This window comes from Agrococcus baldri (assembly GCA_900114805.1).
Lineage (GTDB): Bacteria > Actinomycetota > Actinomycetes > Actinomycetales > Microbacteriaceae > Agrococcus > Agrococcus baldri.
Map to the genome: position 1 here is coordinate 553,793 of FOZN01000002.1, position 19,105 is coordinate 572,897.

Sequence of the window (19,105 nt, forward strand, 5' to 3'; positions counted from 1 at the left end):
CCTCCCACAGGAGCGGGGCCGCGACGCGGCTGCGGCAGCCGGGTTCGATGACAGCGAAACCCGTACACACTGAGTGACGCCCACAGGAAAACCTGCAAGGATGACGCCCAGGCTTCGACCACGGAAGGACAGATATGTCGCTCGAACTCACGCGCAAGCGCGCGAAGGAGATCAAGAAGCTCCGCAAGAAGGCCGACAAGCTCTGGGCTGAGCAGCGCGTGGTGAGCAACCACGCCGCTGAGATCGCCCGCCAGGCGAAGGATCAGGCGCGCGCCTACGGCAGCGAGTCGCTGCTGCCGGCCGCGGAGCGCGCTCTGCACCGCGGCGCCGACGCAGGTCGCGACACGCTCTCGAGGGCCACCAAGGGCTGGAACAAGGCCGTCGTCCCGGCGATCGCCACGGGCCTCGGCTCGTTCGCCGCCATGGCGCAGGTCGCGAAGGACGACCGCGTCAAGGACGCGATCAAGAACGTGCAGCGCTACGCGACCGTGCCGGAGATCTCGCCGGCCAAGTCGCACCGCAGCGGCCCGAACGCCTTCCAGTGGGTGCTCATCGGGGTGGGCGCGGTGGCGGTGGCCAGCGCGGCCTACGCCGCATGGCAGACGCTGCGCGCCGACGACGACCTGTGGATCCCCGACGCCGAGGACTCGGCCGTCGACGCTCCCCCGCGGCCGGTCGACCAGCCCTCGGGCGGCCTCGCAGACGGCCCGGAGGCCGGTGCGCCGCAGGCGTGACCGAACCACGCTCGACCAAGAAGCACGAAGGGGGCTCGCCGCGAGGCGGGCCCCCTTCGCCGTGCCGGCGGGAGCGACCGCTCAGCTGTTGACGACGCCGATCAGCACCAGGATGCCCCCGACGACCAGCAGGCCCGCGGAGAGCAGGAAGGCGCGCATCCGCCGTTCGGGTTCACGTCCCTCGCGGATCGTGCGGAAGATGTCGACGGCGCTGACGACGCAGCAGGCGACCATGAGGCAGAAGCCGAGGATGATGAGCGGATGCATGATGGCGACGGATGCGCGGCTCAGCGCAGCGGGGATCCCGCGTCGTCGATGTGGCTGATAGCCCAGTCGACCGCGTGCACGCGCCGCAGGTCCGCCACGTCGGCGACCCGGTGCCACGCGACGTCGTCGGTCGTGCCGTCCACCTCGACCGTGAGCTCGCCGCCGAGGATCTCGGCGCGGTAGAGGATGCGCAGCGCCTGCATGTCGTCGCCGCGCGCGGTGGAGGGCAGCACGGCGGAGTCGACGCCGAGCAGGCCGGTGAGCCGCGCGTCGTAGCCGGTCTCCTCCTTGACCTCGCGCACGGCGCCGTCAGCAGGGTGCTCGCCCGGCTCGACGCCACCGCCCGGCAGCGTCCAGCCGCTCATGCCGCTGTCGCGCCAGTGCGGCAGCAGGATCTCGCGGTCGGCGCCCTCGCCCCTGGTGATCAGGGCGTAGGCGGCCACTCGCATGCGCATCAGGCCATCCTATGGCGCAGGCTGCGGCCGCTGCCCGCCGGTGGACGCCCCGTCGTCACCGTCGTCGCCGCCGTCGGCCGACGCATCCGCCCCCTGCCCGTGCCGCTCGAGGGCCCCGTCGTCAGGCAGCGCCGCCTCGTGCCGCTCGTGCTCCGGCAGCTCCTCGATCGGCAGCGTCGGCACCAGCTCGCCGACTCCTTCGCCGGGCGGCGACTGCTCGATGGTGAGCTGGAAGTCGTCGCCGTGCTCCGTCACACCAGCCACCACCGCGTGCTCGACCGCCGCGAGCGCGTACTTGCGGCGCACGACCACCGGATCCTGCGAGAGGTCGCGCGCGAGCGCGAATGCCAGCCCGACCATCACCACCACGAACGGCAGCGCCGCGATGATGGTGATCTGCTGCAGGCCGTCGAGCGCATCCTCGCCGCCCAGCAGCAGCATGACCGCCGCCACGGCGCCCGTCGTGACGCCCCACAGCACCACGGTGCCTCGGTGGGGTCGCAGCGAGCCGCGGTGCGAGAGCGTGCCCATGACGATGGATGCGGCGTCGGCACCGGAGACGAAGAAGATCGCCACCAGCACCATCACCACGACCGACGTGATCTGTCCGAGCGGCAGCTCGGCGAGCGCGCGGAAGAGCACGGCCTCCTCTGCCCCGTCGGTGCCCAGGTCGATGCCCTGCAGCGACAGATCGATGCCGAGCCCGCCGAAGATCGCGAACCACACCAGCGAGACCAGCGTCGGCGCCACCAGCACGCCGGTGACGAACTGCCGCACGGTGCGGCCGCGCGAGATGCGGGCGATGAACATGCCGACGAAGGGCGTCCAGCTGATCCACCAGGCCCAGTAGAAGATGGTCCAGCCCGACAGCCAGTCGGCGACGACGTCGCCGCCCGCCGCCTCGGTGCGAGATGACATCACCGCGATCTGCTCGAAGTAGCCGGCGATCGTGGTGGGCAGCAGGTTGAGGATGAAGATCGTGGGCCCGACCACGAACACGAACAGCGCCAGCAGGCCGGCGAGCACCATGTTGGTGTTCGAGAGCCACTTGATGCCGCGGGAGACGCCCGAGACGGCGGAGACCACGAAGCCGGCGGTCAGCACCGCGATGACGCCGATCAGCATGCCGTTGGTGACCTCGTCGAGGCCGGCGACGATCTGCAGGCCCGAGCCGATCTGCAGCGCGCCGATGCCCAGCGAGGTGGCCGAGCCGAACAGGGTCGCGAAGATCGCGAAGATGTCGATCGCGCGCCCCATCGGCCCCTCGACCACGCGCTTGCCGACCAGCGCGGTGAACGCCGAGGAGATCAGCAGCGAGCGACGCTTGCGGAAGACGCTGTAGGCGAGCGCCAGCCCGACGACCGAGTAGATCGCCCACGGGTGCAGCGACCAGTGGAACATCGTGGTGGCCATCGCGGTGCGGACGGCCTGGGTGTCGGTGCCGCCCCCGGTGCCGGGCGGTGGCGCGACCAGGTGGCTGACGGGCTCTGTGACGCCGTAGAAGACCAGGCCGATGCCCATGCCGGCCGAGAACATCATCGCGATCCACGAGACGGTGCTGAACTCCGGCGTCGCGCCGTCGTCGCCCAGCGGGATGCGGCCGTAGCGGCTGGCGGCGATCCAGACGATGAAGATCACGAAGCCCGACGCCGCGAGCGCGAACAGCCAGCCGGTGTTGTGCACCACCCACTCGAGGCCGATGCCCGAGGCGGTGCTGAGCGACTGCGTGCCGAGCGCGCCCCAGAGCACGAAGCCGAGCGCGACCGCGGCGGCGACGCCGAACACGACGCGGTCGAGCGGTCGGCGGCCGCCCTCCTCGGCGCGCAGCGGAGGTGTGTCGAGCGCCGGGTGCATCGGTCGCAGGCGGGCGCTGTCGTCCGGTCCGGGGTCCACCGGGTCGGGCTGCGGCGGCTCGTGGGTCGGCTCGCTCATGATCCTCCTGTGCTCGCTGCTGCGGCAGCGCACCCGTCGTGCGGTGCTGCGGCAACGCGACCACGGTAGTGCGGATGCAGTGGTGGCGCGAGCGCGCGCGTCAGCGGATGCGGCCTCGTCGGCGCACGACGCTCTGCACGCTGTCGCGCACCGGGGCGCCGAGCACCAGCCCCAGCGAGGCGCCGGAGGCGAGCGCGATGCCGATCGCACCGGCGCCGATGAGCGTCACGACGCCGAGCACGAGGCTCTCGGCGGTGCCGTCGGATTCCACGATCTCGAGCAGGCCGCGGAAGACGGCGGAGCCGGGCACCATCGGCACGATCGCCGCGGTCGTGACGGCGATCGACGGCACGTGCAGCCGATGGGCGACGAGGATGCCGACGAAGCTCGCCGCGAGCGCGCCCAGACCGCTCGAGATCGCCGTGCCGAGGCCGCCGGCCACCGCGGCGGTGAACCCGAGCCAGGCGATGCCGCCGAGCACGGCGCTGACGACGATGGTGCGCAGGCCGGCACCGTTCCACACCGCGACGGCGACCGCGATGACGGCGACGCCGGCGAGCTGCAGGGGCAGCGGGCCGAGCAGCGGCGCCTCGCTCGAGACCACGAAGCCCATCTCCAGTCCGCGCGCTGCCGAGAGGCCCGCGATGATGCCGATCACCACGCCAAGGGTGAGCAGCGCGAGGTCGAGGATGCGGCCGCCGGCTGTGAGCGCGAAGCCGTCGATCGCATCCTGCGCGGCACCGACGACCGACATGCCCGCGAGCATCAGCACGATGCCGGCGGCGACGATGATGGATGGGCGCGCGCCATCGAGCATCGGCACGCCGAAGTGCGCGAGCCAGCTGGTGACCGCGGCGATCGCGGTCACCACGAAGGCGCCGGCGATCTGCGAGAAGAAGAACGGCACGCGCAGCCGCGACATCAGTCGCTGCACCATCGCCGCGCTGCAGGCGGCGAGGAAGGCGATCGCGGCGATCACCCACGACGCGCCGAAGAGCATGGCGACGCCGACGCTCAGGAAGCCCTGGGCGAGCACGATGATCGCCGGCCGGTACATGAACGGCATGCGGCGGATGACGTGGAACTGGGTGCGCGCCTGCTCGAGCTCGAGGCCGGCCTCGATCTCGACCACGAGCGCCTGCAGCCGCTGCAGCTTCGTGTGGTCGGGCACCGGCGCGCGCACCACCCGCAGCATGGTGATCGGCCAGTCCGAATCGGTGCGGTGATACGAGACGCCGATCGAGTTGTAGGTGACGTCGACGTGCACCGGACGGATGCCGAGCGCACCGGTGACGCGGATGGTGGCGAGCGCGACATCGTTGGCGGATGCGCCGACGGCGGTGAGCGCCTCCGCGATGCGCATCGCCAGGTCGATGACCTTGCGGGCGTAGACCTCGTCGATCGTGAGGAGCGCCTCGGTCATCGGCGAGGACACGTCATTGCGGATCGCGCCCACGATCCGCTTCCGCCAGTCCTTGCGCCCGTCCATCGCGTCCATCCTCGCATCTCGGCTCTGCGTGCGAGCAACGAGAACGACCCCCGGTCCGAGGACGGGGGGTCGTGCTGTGGAGCCTGGGAGAATCGAACTCCCGACATCCTGCTTGCAAAGCAGGCGCTCTACCAACTGAGCTAAGGCCCCGTGACATCGCTGTCGTTGGGAAGTGTACTTGGTGGGGCTACCTGGACTCGAACCAGGGACCTCTTCGTTATCAGCGAAGCGCTCTAACCGCCTGAGCTATAGCCCCGAGCACAAGCATCGACTCTACCACGCCATGCACCGGGATCCGAACACGGTCCGAGCGGCATCACTGGTTGGCGAAGCCCACCTGCAGGCCGCCCGTGACCCGCACGGAGAGGTTGTAGAGCACGGCGATGACCGCACCCATCACGGTGATCACCACGAAGTTCAGCACCGCGACCAGCAGCGTGAACATCATCACCTGCGGCAGCGAGAGGATCGAGGCGATCGCGAACTCGGGATCGGCCAGGATGTCGCGCAGCACCTCGTCGATCTTGTCGAACAGCCCGACGACCTGCAGCAGCGTCCACATCACGAAGACGACGACGATCTGGATGATGCCGAGCACCAGCCCCAGGATCGCCGAGACCTTCATCGCCGACCAGAAGTCGATGTGCACCAGCCGCAGGCGCACCTGCTTGCTCGATCCGCTGCGCCGAGGCGACTTGCTCTGCAGCTTCTCGGCAATGCTCATTCGTCGTTCTCCTCGGTGGTGTCGGTCGAGGCATCCGTCTCGTCCGTGGCGTCCACGATAGCGCCATCGGCCTCAGCATCGGCAGTGGCGGCGGATGCGTCGGGTGCCGCGGGTGCGTCGGCCTCGGCCGCGGCCTCCACGACCTCCTCCTCCACGTTGCGTGCGATCTGGATCACCAGATCCTTGTCGCTGCGCTCCGCGAACTGCACGCCCATCGTGGTGCGACCGGTGGCGCGCACCTCGTCGACGTTCGAGCGGATGACCTTGCCGGAGGTGCGGATCAGCAGCAGCTCGTCGCCGTCCTGCACGATCGTCGCGCCCACGAGCGAGCCGCGGTCGTGCCCGCCGGAGGAGAAGGTCAGCACGCCCTGCGTGCCGCGGCCCTTCGTCGGGTAGTCGGCCACGGCGGTCTTCTTGCCGAAGCCCTGCTCGGTGACGACGAACACGTACCCTTCGTCGCCGATCACCATCGCGCCGAGCATCTCGTCGTCGTCCTTCAGGCGGATGCCGCGCACGCCGCCGGTGGCACGGCCCATCGGGCGCAGCGCCTCGTCGGTCGCCTGGAAGCGCGCGGCCCTGCCCTGCTTCGAGATCACCAGGATCTCGTCGTCGGAGTTCGCCAGCATGGCCGAGATGACGCGGTCGCCCTCCGCCAGGTTGATGGCGATGATGCCGCCGGTGCGGTTGGTGTCGAACAGCTCGAGCCTGGACTTCTTCACCTGGCCGTGCTGGGTGGCGAGCACCAGGTAGTCGGCCTGGTCGTAGCTGCGCAGGGTGAGCACGGTCTGCACCTGCTCGTCAGGCTGGAACGCCAGCAGGTTCGCGACGTGCTGGCCCTTGGCGTCGCGGCCGGCCTCGACGATCTCGTAGCCCTTCATGCGGTAGACGCGGCCGAAGTTCGTGAAGAACAGCATCCAGTCGTGCGTGGAGTTGACGCTGAAGTGCTCCACCACGTCGTCGCTGCGCAGCTGGGCGCCCTTCACGCCCTTGCCGCCGCGGTGCTGCGCGCGGTACTGGTCGATGCGGGTGCGCTTGATGTAGCCGCCGGTGGTGAGGCTGACGACCACCTGCTCCTCGGGGATGAGGTCCTCGATCGAGACGTCGCCGCCGTAGCCGTACATGATCTCGGTGCGACGGTCGTCGCCGAACTTCGCGACCAGCTCGGTGAGCTCGTCGATGATGATCGTGCGCTGGCGCTCCGGGCTGGCGATGATGCTCTGGTAGTCGGCGATCTTCAGCTCGAGCTCGGTCGCCTCGTCCTGGATCTTCTGCCGCTCGAGCGCCGCCAGGCGCCGCAGCTGCATCTCGAGGATGGCCTCGGACTGCACCTTGTCGATCTCGAGCAGCTCCATCAGGCCCTCGCGGGCGGCCTCGGTGGTCGACGAGCGGCGGATGAGCGCGATCACCTCGTCGAGCGCGTCGAGCGCCTTGAGGTAGCCGGTGAGGATGTGCATCCGCTCCTGCGCCTTGGCGAGGCGGAACTGCGTGCGGCGCACGATCACGTCGACCTGGTGCTCAGCCCAGTGCGTGATGAAGCCGTCGATCGGCAGCGTGCGCGGCACGCCGTCGACGATCGCGAGCATGTTGGCGCCGAAGTTCTCCTGCAGCTGCGTGTGCTTGTACAGGTTGTTCAGCACCACCTTCGGCACCGCATCACGCTTGAGCGTGATGACCAGGCGCTGTCCGGTGCGGCCGGAGGTCTGGTCCTCGATGTCGGCGATGCCGGCGAGCCGGCCGTCCTTCACAAGGTCGGCGATCTTGCGCGCCAGGTTGTCGGGGTTCACCTGGTACGGCAGCTCGGTGATCACCAGCGCCGTGCGGTTGTTCACCTCTTCGACCGTGACGACCGCCCGCATCGTGATGGAGCCGCGGCCCGTGCGGTAGGCCTCCTGGATGCCCTTGGTGCCCAGGATCTGCGCCCCGGTGGGGAAGTCGGGGCCCTTGATGCGCTCGAGCAGCGCCTCCTGCAGATCCTCCCTCGACGCATCCGGGTGCTCGAGGTGCCAGATCGCACCGTCTGCCACCTCGCGCAGGTTGTGGGGCGGGATGTTCGTGGCCATGCCGACCGCGATGCCGACCGAGCCGTTGACGAGCAGGTTGGGGAACCGGGCAGGGAGCACCGAGGGCTCCTGCGTGCGGCCGTCGTAGTTGTCCTGGAAGTCGACGGTGTCCTCGTCGATGTCGCGCACCATCTCCATCGAGAGGGGCGCCATCTTCGTCTCGGTGTATCGCGGGGCGGCTGCCTCGTCGTCGCCGGCGGAGCCGAAGTTGCCCTGCCCGAGCGCGAGCGGGTAGCGCAGGCTCCACGGCTGCACGAGGCGCACGAGGGCGTCGTAGATCGCCGAGTCGCCGTGCGGGTGGAACTGGCCCATCACGTCGCCGACCACGCGCGAGCACTTCGAGTAGGCCTTGTCGGGGCGGTAGCCGCCGTCGTACATCGCGTAGAGCACGCGGCGGTGCACCGGCTTGAGGCCGTCGCGCACCTCGGGCAGCGCTCGCCCGACGATCACGCTCATCGCGTAGTCGAGGTAGGAGCGCTGCATCTCGAGCTGCAGGTCAACCTGCTCGATCGCGCCGTGGTTGGGGGCGTCGCGGTCGAAGGGCTCGGCGGCGGGAGTCGTCTCGTCAGTCATGGATGCGTTGCCTTAGATATCGAGGAAGCGGACGTCGCGGGCGTTCTTCTGGATGAAGGAGCGGCGGGCCTCGACGTCCTCGCCCATGAGGGTCGAGAAGATCGAGTCGGCCACGGCGGCGTCGTCGAGCGTGACCTGCTTGAGCGTGCGGGTCGCGGGATCCATCGTCGTCTCCCACAGCTCCGAGTAGTTCATCTCGCCGAGCCCCTTGTAGCGCTGCACGCCGTTGTCCTTGGGGATGCGGCGGCCGGCGGCCTGGCCCGCGGCGATCATCTCGTCGCGCTGCCGGTCGCTGTAGGCGTACTCGTGGTCGGCGTTCGTCCACTTGATCTTGTAGAGCGGCGGCGCCGCGAGATAGACGTAGCCCATGTCGATCAGCGGCCGCATGTAGCGGAACAGCAGGGTCAGCAGCAGAGTCGTGATGTGCTGGCCGTCGACATCGGCATCGGCCATCAGCACGATCTTGTGGTACCTGGCCTTCTCGGGGTCGAACTCCTCCCCCAGGCCGGCGCCGAAGGCAGTGATCATCGACTGGATCTCGGCGTTGCCGAGCGCGCGGTCGAGGCGCGCCTTCTCGACGTTGAGCACCTTGCCGCGCAGCGGCAGGATCGCCTGCGTGTACGGGTTGCGGCCCTGCACGGCCGAGCCGCCTGCCGAGTTGCCCTCCACGATGAAGATCTCCGAGATGGTCGGATCCTTCGACTGGTTGTCCTTGAGCTTGCCGGGCATGCCGGCCGACTCGAGCAGTCCCTTGCGGCGCGTCTGCTCGCGCGCCTTGCGGGCGGCGATGCGGGCGGTCGCGGCGCCGATCGCCTTGCGCACGATCTCCTTCGCCATCACCGGGTTCGACTCGAACCAGTGGCCGAGCTCCTCGCCGGTCACCTTCTGCACGAACGACTTCGCCTCGGTGTTGCCGAGCTTCGTCTTCGTCTGGCCCTCGAACTGCGGCTCGCCGAGCTTCACCGAGACGATCGCGGTGAGGCCCTCGCGCACGTCGTCGCCGGAGAGGTTCTCGTCCTTGTCCTTCAGCAGGTTCGTCGTGCGCGCGTAGCGGTTGACGAGCGTGGTCAGCGCCGCGCGGAACCCCTCCTCGTGCGTGCCGCCCTCGTGCGTGTTGATCGTGTTCGCGTAGGTGTAGACCGCCTCCTGGTACGAGCTCGTCCACTGCATGGCGATCTCGACCGAGATGCGGCGCTCGGTGTCCTCCGACTCGAAGTCGATGATCTCCGGATGCACCGGCTCCGACTTCTTCGACTCGTTGAGGTACGCGACGTAGTCCTTCAGGCCGTTCTCGTAGAGGTACTCGTCGGAGCGCTGCTGCGGCTCGGAGGTGTCGTCGCCCTCCGGCTCGATGAGCGCCTCCGGGCGCAGGTCCTGGATGGCGATCCGCAGCCCCTTGTTGAGGAAGGCCATCTGCTGGAAGCGCTTCGCGAGCGTCTCGTAGTCGAACTCGACGGTCTCGAAGATGTCGGTGCTGGGCCAGAAGGTGATGATGGTGCCGGTCTCGTCGGTCGCATCGCCCGTCACCAGCGGCCCCTCGGGCTCACCCACCACGAACGACTGCCGGTGCACGTGGCCGTCGCGGCGGATCTCCACATCCATGCGCGACGAGAGTGCGTTCACGACCGAGCTGCCGACACCGTGCAGGCCGCCGGAGACTGCGTAGCCGCCGCCGCCGAACTTGCCACCGGCGTGCAGCACCGTCAGCACGACCTCGAGGGTCGACTTGCTCGGGTCTGAGGAGTGCGGGCTGACGGGGATGCCGCGGCCGTTGTCCTCCACGCGGATGCCGCCGTCGGCCAGGACCGTGACCTCGATGTTGTCGCAGTAGCCGGCCAGCGACTCGTCGACCGCGTTGTCGACGATCTCGTAGACGAGGTGGTGGAGGCCGCGGGGACCGGTGGAGCCGATGTACATGCCCGGGCGCTTGCGCACCGCCTCGAGGCCCTCGAGGATCTGGATCTGGTCGGCCCCGTAGTCGCCCTGGTCGGGCGTCGCGGCCTGCTTCGGCCGCGCTGCCTCGACAGGCTCTGCCGCCGGGTCTCCGGGCTGTGCGTCGTGCTCGTTCACCATGGTTCTTCGCATCCGCCTTCCGCGCCGTCCGCGGGGACGGCGCAACCCCCCGATTCTACCTTGTTTCGCTCGGAAAGTCGGCCTCCAACGCGCCTCTGAGCGCCGATCCGGCCTTCCGATGGCAGGAAACCCTGCCACAGCGACGTTCACGGGCGCAGGATGCCTCCACAGGCCTGTGCGAGGCGCTTCAGATTCGGTGAGGACACCCCGGTGGAAACCGCACCGGGGTGGAAGCGGTTGCGATGACCCCTCCTCGCGCCTCAGTCGTGCACGAGCGAGACGAGGTCGTCGTGCGTCTGCTGCATGTGGTGCGCCATCGCGTCCCGCGCATCGGCACCGACGCCGGCGCGGATGGCGTCGAGCACGCGGCGGTGCTCGGTGAGAGCGTGCATGCGGATCTCCGGGACCGCGCTCGTCTCGCCGCGCGTCTCCTCCATCATTGTGGTCAGCGGCAGGATCGCCGCGATCAGGATGCGGTTCTCGGCAGCCCGGATGATCGCGTCGTGGAACTCCAGGTCGGCGCTCACGAACGCCTCCACATCGGCTGCCTCGTGATGCACGATCATGCGCCGCAGCGCATCCTCCAGCACCTCGAGGTCCTCATCGGTGCGGCGCTCGGCGGCCAGCCGCGCCGCGCCCGTCTCGATCATCATGCGCACTTCCAGCAGCTCGATCGAGGACCGCTCGCGCTGGCCGGCGCTGCGCGCGTGCCGCACCACCGCATCCATGCCGGTCCACGCCGCGACCGGCGCGATGCGGTGGCGGCTGCCGGGCACCTGCACGATGACGCCCTGCGCCTGCAGCAGGCGCACCGCCTCGCGCATCGTGAGGCGGGAGACGCTGAACTCGACCGCGAGCTGGCCCTCCGGCGGCAGCTGCTCGCCCGCGGTCAGCGTGCCGTCGATGATCGCGTCGAGCAGCTGGTCGACGGCGTCCTGGGTGCGCGATGGCCTTGGCATGTCTCCTCCTCGAGGCACTTGTCAGACAGCGTATCCAAGTGGCGGGGGCATCCCGCGCAGCAGGCGCTGAGGATTCCTGCACTGCCAGCGCTCAGCCCCAGGTGTCGCGCGGCCCGCGGCCCGGCACCGAGCGGCGCCCGCGGCTGAAGCTCGGCAGGTCGGGCCCGATGAAGCGCACCGAGGTGAGGCCGCAGTCCGGGAAGCGCGCGAGGATGCGCGTGGTGGTCTCCGCGCGCAGGATGCGCATCTGCTGCGTCCAGGCGGTCGAGGCGCAGCGCACGGTCAGCACGCCGTCCTCGAACGAGATCGGCTCGGTGCGGTCAGCGTTCTCCTCCCCCACCAGCTCGGGCCAGTGGCCCATCACGTCGGCGCGAGCGAGCGTGGTCACCCAGCCGCGATCCTCGGCGAAGGTGCCGAGCACGTCGCCGAGCGAGTGCGGGTCGCGGCCCTTCCCGAAGGGCACGGATGCGTCCGGGTCGCGGCGCGATCGCCGTCGGCCGTCGCGCGTGACCATCTCGGGATTGCCCAGCTTGGCCTTCAGCCGCAGCCAGACGCGCTCGGGCTCGGTCGGCGCCAGCTCACGCATCGTCAGCCGCCTCCTCGTGCTCGACGACCCGGCCCTGGTCGATGCGGATGCGGTGGTCGCGGAGCACCCCCGGCACATCGCCCTCCACCGCGGCGGTGATGAGCACCTGCTCGAAGCCGCCGGCCGCCTCGGCCAGCCGCTGCCGACGCCCGGCGTCGAGCTCGGCGAAGACGTCGTCGAGGATCATCACCGGGTCGCCGCCTGAACCGTCGCGCAGCAGCTCTGCCGAGGCGAGGCGCAGCGCGAGGGCGAACGACCACGATTCGCCGTGGCTCGCGTAGTGGCGTGCGAGCAGGTCGTTGAGGTGCAGCTCGAGATCGTCGCGGTGCGGGCCGACCAGGCTGACGCCGCGATCGAGCTCGTCGCGCCGGCGCGCGGCGAGCAGCGCGCCGAACTCCTCGGCAGTGCCTGGCACGTTCGTGACCAGCTCGATGCGCGCCTCGTGCTCGTCGCCGGCGACCAGTCGGTAGGCGGCGTCGACGTGCGGCTGGAGCTCGGCGACCAGTGCCCGGCGCGTGCGCATCACCTCGAGCCCGAGCTCGATGAGCCGGCCGTCCCACACCTCGAGCGTCGTCATCTCGTCGGGGCGCATGCGGGCGGCGCGGGCGCTCTTCAGCAGCGAGTTGCGCTGCTTCAGCACGCGGTCGAGATCGCTGTGCACCCCGGCCAGCCTGGGCGCGCGCATCACCGCGAGCTCATCCAGGAAGCGGCGCCGGCCGCCTGGGTCGGCGCGCACGAGCTGCAGGTCCTCGGGGCTGAAGAGCACCGCCTGCAGATAGCGGGGCAGATCGCGGATCCGCACGTTCTGGCCGTTCGCCTGCGCGCGGTTGGCGCCGCGGAGGTTGAGCTCCACGTCGAGCTGGAACGAGCGCTCGTCGTTCGTGACGGTGGTGCGCACGATCGCACGTGCCTCGCCCGCTCGGATGAGTGCGACATCCGTCGGCACGCGATGGCTCGACCCGGTGGCGATCCACACGAGCGACTCGACCATGTTGGTCTTGCCCTGGCCGTTGCGGCCGACGAGCAGGTTGGCGCCGGGCGCGAACTCGACATCCGCGCTCCGATAGTTGCGGAAGTCGGTCAGCGTCAGCCGACTGACGCGCACCTAAGCCTTCTTGACCGCGTGACCGCCGAACTGGTTGCGCAGCGCGGCGACCGCCTTCATGGCGTTGCTGTCTTCCTGGCGCGACTCGAAGCGAGCGAAGAGCGATGCCGAGATGGCGGGCATCGGCACCGCATTCGCGATCGCCTCCTCCACCGTCCAGCGGCCCTCGCCCGAGTCGTCGACGTAGCCCTCGATCTCTGACAGGTCGTCGTCCTCGTCGAGCGCGCGCACCATCAGGTCGAGCAGCCAGGACCGCACGACGGTGCCGCGCTGCCAGGCCTTGAAGCTGCCGGCGACGTCGTGCACCAGATCCTTCTTCTCGAGCAGCTCGAAGCCCTCGGCGTAGGCCTGCATCAGGCCGTACTCGATGCCGTTGTGCACCATCTTCACGTAGTGCCCGGCGCCGACGGGGCCCGCGTGCACGAAGCCCTCCTCGCGCGGGCCCTCGGGCCGAAGCGCGTCGAAGACCGGCATCAGCTCGGCGACGTCGGCCTTGTCGCCGCCGACCATCAGGCCGTAGCCGTTGTCGAGGCCCCAGATCCCGCCGGAGACGCCGGCGTCGACGAAGCGGATGCCGCGCTCGGCGAGGTCGGCGGCGTGCCGCTCATCCTCGGTGAAGCGCGAGTTGCCGCCGTCGATGACCAGGTCGCCCTCGGAGAGCTTGTCGCCGAGCTCGGTGACCACCGCATCCGTGATCTCGCCAGCCGGCACCATCACCCACACCACGCGCGGGGTCGGCAGCGCCGCGAGCAGCTCGTCGACCGACGCGACGTCGGAGACCTCAGGATTTGTGTCGTAGCCGGTGACGGTGAGCCCTGCGTTCTCGAGCCGGGTGCGCATGTTGCCGCCCATCCGGCCGAGCCCGATCAATCCGATGTGCGTCGTCATGGTGCTCCCTCGTCTCGCAGCTGAGTGGATCAGCGCAGCAGCAGGTTGGGCTGCAGCAGGTACTTGAAGTCCGTCGCCTCCGCGTCGTCGCGGGAGGTCTGCCCGCGGATGAGCATGGGGCCCGGCTTGTTCGTGTTCTCCGAATGGGTGAAGGAGACCCGCACGAACTCCGAATGCGTCGCCTGGATGCCGTCGATGAGCAGCTGCGGCTTGATCGACAGCACGATGTCGTCGCCCTCGAGCACGGCGTCGATGATCTCGCTCGCCTGCGCCTGCTCCGAGCCGATCGCCTCGAGCTGCGCCTGGCCCTCGCTGAACGTGTAGCGGATGGCGGCCTCGGCATCGAGCACCAGCTGCACGCGGCGGGTGGCGTCGACGAGCTCGGCCGTGTTCACGACCGCGTGGTGCTCGGTCGACTCGGGGAAGAGCCGGCGCACCGGCGGGTAGTTGCCCTTGATGAGCAGGCTCGTGACCGTGCGGTCGGCGGTCGAGAAGGCGATCTGCTGCCGCTCGCCCGCCTCGCTCATGGTGATCTCGATGCGCTCGGCGCCGCCGAAGGTGCGGCCGACCTCCATCAGCGTGCGCGCCGGCACCAGCGAGGTGACCGCGTCGGTCTGGTCGCCCGCGTCCCACTGCACGCTGCGCACCGAGACCCGGTAGCGGTCGGTGGCGATGAGGGTGAGCGTGGTGTCGGAGGCCTCGAGCTGCACGCCGGTGATGACCGGCGTGACGTCCTCGCGCGATGCCGAGATCGCGACCTGCCCGATCGCCTCGGCGAAGGCCTTGCCCTCGACCACCCCGGTGCGGCCCTCGACCGTCGGCACCGTCGGGTACTCCTCGAGCGGCATCTTGGCGAGCGAGAAGTTCGCGTTCCCGCAGCGGATCGAGACCTTCGTGCCGTCGTCCTCGACGCGCACCTCGCGCTGCGGCAGCTTCGCCGCGATGTCGCTCATCATCTTGCCCGAGACGAGCACCACGCCCTCGGTGTCGACATCGGCCTGCACCGAGGTGCGCGCCGACGACTCGAAGTCGAAGGACGAGAACACGACGCCGTCGGGCGTGGCCTCTATGCGCACACCGCTGAGGATGGGCATCGTGGGCCGCTGCGGCAGCAGCTTGACGGCGAACGACACAGCATCGCTGAAGACATCGCGGTTGATGACGAACTTCACGGGGCTCCCTCGTTCAAGCAGATCCTTCGCCGCTCGTGGCGTCGCAGGACGGTGCCGCGCCGAACAGCGTGCACGGCGGTGTCGATTCTGGCACAGCCTCGCGGTTCGCCGCCCGGGGCCCCGTCCGCCGGCTGAGCCACATGGTTGGTGACTCGCCGAATCCTCTTCTCACGAAACCTGTCATTCATAACCGCTGTGCAACCTGTGGAGGATGCAGCCGGTCGCGGTTCGGGTCATGGGAACTACAACGGTGGAAGATGTTGAGCTGCTGTTGACGATCTCGCCGGCTCCGTGGACGACGACGGATGTGTCATTCGGCGCCGCTCACAGGTCACGGCGCGTTCTCCACAGGTCTGCTCGATTCTCCACAGGTCGAATCACATGAACTGCACGTTGAGACTGCTGCGTCCTGCGGACCCGCGTCGAGCGAGGAATCGGGTGTGTCGAGGACGGGCGCGCGGTCGTCGAGCAGGGCCGCACACTCGTCGAGTTGCGGGCAGCGCGTGTGCGTATCGAGAAGAGGTGACGGCGGGGAGGATCAGCGCCGACGCCCGAGACGGGCGTCGGCGCTGGCGTCGCGGAAGAGGCCGGAAATGGCCTCTTCTTCAAGCTCCAGCGCGCTGTCGGATGCGAGCGGTGAGCTCGGTGACCTGGGTGTAGACCGAGCGGCGCTCCTGCATGAGCTTCTCGATCTTCTTGTTCGCGTACATCACGGTGGTGTGGTCGCGGTTGCCGAACAGCTGGCCGATCTTCGGCAGCGACATGCTCGTCATCTCGCGGCACAGATACATGGCGATCTGGCGTGCGAGCGCGATCGTCTGCGACCGCGAGGAGCCGTGCAGGTCGTCGACCGTGAGCTTGAAGTAGTTCGCGGTGTGGCTGATGATGTCGCTCGGCGAGACCGGTGCCTCCTCGTCGAAGGAGAAGAGGTCCTTGAGCACCGTCTGCGCCAGCTCCATCGTGACCGGCAGCCGGTTGAGGCTGGCGAACGCGGTGACGCGGATCAGCGTGCCCTCGAGCTCGCGGATGTTCGACTGCACCTTGTCGGCGATGACCGAGAGCACCTCGGCCGGGATCTGGATGCGCTCCGCCTCCGCCTTCTTGCGGAGGATCGCGATGCGCGTCTCGACGTCGGGCACCGTGACGTCAGTGATCAGTCCCCACTCGAAGCGGCTCACCATCCGCTCCTCGAAGCCCTGCAGGTGCTTCGGTGCCACGTCGGAGGTGATCACCACCTGCTTGTTGTGGTCGTGGAGCGTGTTGAAGGTGTGGAAGAACGCCTCCTGCGTCGACTCCTTGCCGCGCAGGAACTGGATGTCGTCGATGAGGAGCACGTCCACCTCGCGGTAGCGCTGCTGGAAAGACTGGTTCAGATTGTTGGCGATCGAGTTGATGAAGTCGTTCGTGAACTCTTCGCTCGAGACGTAGCGCACGCGGATGCCCGGGTACATGCCCTCGGCGTAGTGACCGATCGCGTGCAGCAGGTGCGTCTTGCCGAGGCCCGAGTCGCCGTAGATGAACAGCGGGTTGTATGCCTTGGCCGGAGTCTCGGCGACCGCGAGTGCAGCGGCATGCGCGAAGCGGTTCGAGCCGCCGATGACGAAGTTGTCGAACGTGTACTTGGGATTGAGCCGCGAGTCGACGCGCCGCTGGCTCGCCTCGCCTGCATCTCGCTCGTAGCTGGCGACGGGGGCCACCACCGGCTCCGCAGCAGGATCGTCGATGAGGTCCGGCAGCGGCTCCTCGCGCTCGAGATCGAGGTTCACGACGATCTTGAACTGCCCGATCTCCACAGCGTTCTCCACAAGCGCTTCCGTGACCGGGAGTCGCAGGCGCTGCTCGAGCATGTCGCGGGTCAGATCATTGGGAACGTCGAGGTAGAGCACCGATCCCATCACGCCCTGCGGCTCGACGAGGTCGAGAAAACCGCGCAATGACGGGGGAATTCGGCTGTCCTGCTCGAGGGTCGCCAGGACGTTGGACCAGAGCTGTCCGGTGCGTTCGTCCGGGGCCATCGGATGCGGTTCCTCTCCGCGACAGTCGTTTGACGGGGGTGATGTCCACACCATTATCCACAGGATCTGTGGATGAGAGGTCCGCCCTCGACGGTGCTCCCCTGGCACCAGCCGCGGCGCGGATTCATCGAGTCTGCACGCATAGTGCATCCGGTGCAAGTCCCGTCGGCACCGGCTCGGCGTGGCGCGAATCACAGCCCGCTCCCGTTGACCGCCACGGCTGGGTCGCGTATGGTTGTCAGGTTGCCGCGCCCGCAGTGCGGCACGTCGTCGAGCCCGTCGGCTCGCCACCATGACTTGCGGCGCGGACCAGCGCCGGACCACGGGAGAAACACCATGAGCAAGCGCACGTTCCAGCCGAACAACCGCCGTCGCAGCAAGAAGCACGGCTTCCGCCTCCGCATGCGTACGCGTGCCGGTCGTTCGATCCTCGCGGCACGCCGCCGCAAGGGTCGCAGCGAGCTCTCGGCTTGAGCTGACCGGCTCAGCCACGAGTGCTCGCGAAGGCGAACCGGATCGTGCGCGGCGCTGACTTCCGTCGCATCGTGCGCACCGGTCGTCGCGCAGGCGGCGAGCTCGCGGTCGTGCATCGCGCGAAACCCGAAGCGGCAGTAGCCCGCTTCGGGTTCATCGTGTCCAAGCAGGTCGGCAACGCGGTGGTCCGGAACCGGGTCCGTCGGCGGCTCAGCGAGATCGTCCGAGCCGAGCTCGGCACGATCGATACCGCTGACATCGTCATCCGGGCGCTGCCCGCCGCAGCCACTGCTGATTTCGCTACACTCAAGGCTGGCATCGCGCCGCTGCTGGTGCGTCGGTCATGAAGCTCATGCTGATTCCGCGCAACGTCTGCGTCGCGATCCTCGTCGCCTACCGAGCGGTGATCTCACCGCTCTATGGCGACGTCTGCCGCTACTACCCCAGCTGCTCCCGGTACGCCATGGAGGCGATCCAGCAGCACGGGGTGGTGCGCGGCATCTGGTTCGGAACCAGGCGCATACTCCGCTGCCACCCGTGGGCAGCTGGCGGAGTGGACGACATCCCAGAACCGCGACGGCGGTTCGAAACAACTCGGGCGGGGTTCGTGCTCGCCCGCAAGGAGCAGTGACAGCTTGGACATCTTCGCCCTGCTGATGTGGCCCATCAAGTGGGTCATCGAGGCGATCCTGGTCGGATTCCACTTCCTCATCACGTCGCTCGGCGGCGACCCCGGCTCGGGCCTGACCTGGGTGCTGTCGATCGTCGGGCTGGTGCTGGTGATCCGCAGCGCGATGATCCCGCTGACGGTGCGTCAGATCCTGTCGTCGCGCAAGTCCCTCGAGGTCCAGCCCGAGATCCAGCGGATCCAGAAGAAGTACAAGGGCAAGAAGGATCAGTTCTCGCGCGAGGCGATGCAGCGCGAGACGATGGAGGCGTACAAGAAGGCCGGCACCAACCCCTTCGCCTCGTGCCTCCCGCTGCTGGTGCAGATGCCGATCTTCCTCGGTCTCGTGCAGGTGCTGACCGACGCGAACCAGCAGAAGCCCGGTGTCGGGCTGCTGACGCTCGAACTGGCGGTGAAGTTCAGCGAGTCGACGCTGTTCGGCGTCGTGCCGCTGCACGAGACGATGCAGGGCGGCTTCGAGATCGGCAGCCTGCCCGTCATCATCACGGCGATCACGATGACGCTGATCATGTGCGCCACGCAGTTCTACACGCAGCTGCAGATCATGTCGAAGAACCAGACGCCGGCGATGAAGGAGTCGCCGATGTACAAGCAGCAGCGCATCCTGCTCTACATCATCCCGGTGTTCCTGCTCGTCTCGGCGTGGCTCTTCCCGCTCGGCACGATGTTCTACTGGCTCGTGTCGAACGTGTACACCGCAGTGCAGCAGCTCATCATCATCAACAACCTCCCCACGCCGGGCTCCGAGGCGGCGCTGGCCCGCGAGGCCCGGATGGCCCGCAAGCGGCAGCGCATGGGGCTGCCCGCGGTCGAGGGCGCTGACGACGAGGCCGCCGCGCAAGCGGAGATCGAGACGAAGACCCAGCGGCAGCAGCCGCGCTCGAAGAAGCCCAAGTCTGAGCGAGAGTGAG

Annotated in this window: 18 protein-coding genes and 2 tRNA genes; 5 read left to right on the forward strand and 15 right to left on the reverse strand. The window is 68.8% G+C overall.

Features of this window, described 5'->3' with window-relative positions; genetic code table 11:
- Positions 1 to 134 precede the first annotated feature (134 nt).
- Entirely contained in the window at positions 135 to 734 is a 600-nt protein-coding gene (locus BM288_RS06865; protein ID WP_092917188.1) for a hypothetical protein, read from the forward strand.
- Between the two features lie 81 nt (positions 735 to 815).
- On the opposite strand, the gene BM288_RS06870 is transcribed toward BM288_RS06865, so the two are convergent.
- From BM288_RS06870 to dnaA, 15 genes are all read right to left on the reverse strand, one after another.
- Positions 816 to 1,001, reverse strand: a complete 186-nt coding sequence (locus BM288_RS06870) for a hypothetical protein (protein ID WP_092917190.1) — start codon at positions 999 to 1,001, stop codon at positions 816 to 818.
- 20 nt (positions 1,002 to 1,021) lie between these two features.
- The gene (locus tag BM288_RS06875; protein ID WP_092917192.1) at positions 1,022 to 1,456 is read right to left on the reverse strand and encodes an NUDIX hydrolase; all 435 of its coding nucleotides are present in this window, start codon (positions 1,454 to 1,456) and stop codon (positions 1,022 to 1,024) included.
- A 9-nt stretch (positions 1,457 to 1,465) separates the two neighbouring features.
- Entirely contained in the window at positions 1,466 to 3,388 is a 1,923-nt protein-coding gene (locus BM288_RS06880) for a BCCT family transporter (RefSeq protein ID WP_092917194.1), read from the reverse strand.
- Between the two features lie 100 nt (positions 3,389 to 3,488).
- Complete coding sequence (locus BM288_RS06885) at positions 3,489 to 4,877, reverse strand: threonine/serine exporter family protein (protein ID WP_177220287.1); 1,389 nt, start codon at positions 4,875 to 4,877, stop codon at positions 3,489 to 3,491.
- Positions 4,878 to 4,954: 77 nt separating this feature from the next.
- Positions 4,955 to 5,027, reverse strand: a tRNA-Ala gene (locus BM288_RS06890).
- 29 nt (positions 5,028 to 5,056) lie between these two features.
- Positions 5,057 to 5,133 (reverse strand) — tRNA-Ile (locus BM288_RS06895).
- A 60-nt stretch (positions 5,134 to 5,193) separates the two neighbouring features.
- The gene (locus BM288_RS06900) at positions 5,194 to 5,601 is read right to left on the reverse strand and encodes a DUF3566 domain-containing protein (RefSeq protein WP_092917199.1); all 408 of its coding nucleotides are present in this window, start codon (positions 5,599 to 5,601) and stop codon (positions 5,194 to 5,196) included.
- The gene (gene gyrA, locus BM288_RS06905; RefSeq protein ID WP_092917201.1) at positions 5,598 to 8,234 is read right to left on the reverse strand and encodes a DNA gyrase subunit A; all 2,637 of its coding nucleotides are present in this window, start codon (positions 8,232 to 8,234) and stop codon (positions 5,598 to 5,600) included. Before gyrA ends, BM288_RS06900 begins: the two co-directional genes overlap by 4 nt.
- 12 nt (positions 8,235 to 8,246) lie before the next feature.
- Positions 8,247 to 10,307: a DNA topoisomerase (ATP-hydrolyzing) subunit B gene (gene gyrB / locus BM288_RS06910; RefSeq protein ID WP_092917203.1), complete on the reverse strand. Its 2,061-nt coding sequence runs from the start codon at positions 10,305 to 10,307 to the stop codon at positions 8,247 to 8,249.
- 260 nt (positions 10,308 to 10,567) lie between these two features.
- Complete coding sequence (locus tag BM288_RS06915) at positions 10,568 to 11,266, reverse strand: FadR/GntR family transcriptional regulator (RefSeq protein ID WP_092917205.1); 699 nt, start codon at positions 11,264 to 11,266, stop codon at positions 10,568 to 10,570.
- Between the two features lie 91 nt (positions 11,267 to 11,357).
- Positions 11,358 to 11,852 (reverse strand): DciA family protein, encoded by a 495-nt coding sequence (locus BM288_RS06920; protein ID WP_177220288.1) that lies wholly within the window; start codon positions 11,850 to 11,852, stop codon positions 11,358 to 11,360.
- A complete protein-coding gene (gene recF / locus BM288_RS06925) occupies positions 11,845 to 12,957 on the reverse strand; it encodes a DNA replication/repair protein RecF (protein ID WP_092917209.1) in 1,113 nt (370 codons plus the stop codon). The genes BM288_RS06920 and recF overlap by 8 nt, the downstream gene beginning before the upstream one ends.
- Complete coding sequence (gene gnd, locus BM288_RS06930; protein WP_092917211.1) at positions 12,958 to 13,845, reverse strand: phosphogluconate dehydrogenase (NAD(+)-dependent, decarboxylating); 888 nt, start codon at positions 13,843 to 13,845, stop codon at positions 12,958 to 12,960.
- 29 nt (positions 13,846 to 13,874) lie between these two features.
- Entirely contained in the window at positions 13,875 to 15,017 is a 1,143-nt protein-coding gene (gene dnaN / locus BM288_RS06935; RefSeq protein WP_092917213.1) for a DNA polymerase III subunit beta, read from the reverse strand.
- A gap of 605 nt (positions 15,018 to 15,622) precedes the next feature.
- Entirely contained in the window at positions 15,623 to 17,032 is a 1,410-nt protein-coding gene (dnaA, locus tag BM288_RS06940; RefSeq protein WP_092917215.1) for a chromosomal replication initiator protein DnaA, read from the reverse strand.
- Between the two features lie 336 nt (positions 17,033 to 17,368).
- Here dnaA and rpmH point away from each other — a divergent pair, with 336 nt between their 5' ends.
- From rpmH to yidC, 4 genes are read left to right on the forward strand one after another with little or no spacing between them, the layout of a single operon-like run.
- A complete protein-coding gene (rpmH, locus tag BM288_RS06945; RefSeq protein WP_092917217.1) occupies positions 17,369 to 17,506 on the forward strand; it encodes a 50S ribosomal protein L34 in 138 nt (45 codons plus the stop codon).
- Between the two features lie 20 nt (positions 17,507 to 17,526).
- A complete protein-coding gene (rnpA, locus tag BM288_RS06950) occupies positions 17,527 to 17,853 on the forward strand; it encodes a ribonuclease P protein component (RefSeq protein WP_092917219.1) in 327 nt (108 codons plus the stop codon).
- Entirely contained in the window at positions 17,850 to 18,137 is a 288-nt protein-coding gene (yidD, locus tag BM288_RS06955; RefSeq protein ID WP_092917221.1) for a membrane protein insertion efficiency factor YidD, read from the forward strand. The genes rnpA and yidD overlap by 4 nt, the downstream gene beginning before the upstream one ends.
- Positions 18,138 to 18,141: 4 nt before the next feature.
- Positions 18,142 to 19,104 (forward strand): membrane protein insertase YidC, encoded by a 963-nt coding sequence (yidC, locus tag BM288_RS06960; protein WP_092917223.1) that lies wholly within the window; start codon positions 18,142 to 18,144, stop codon positions 19,102 to 19,104.
- Position 19,105: the final 1 nt, after the last annotated feature.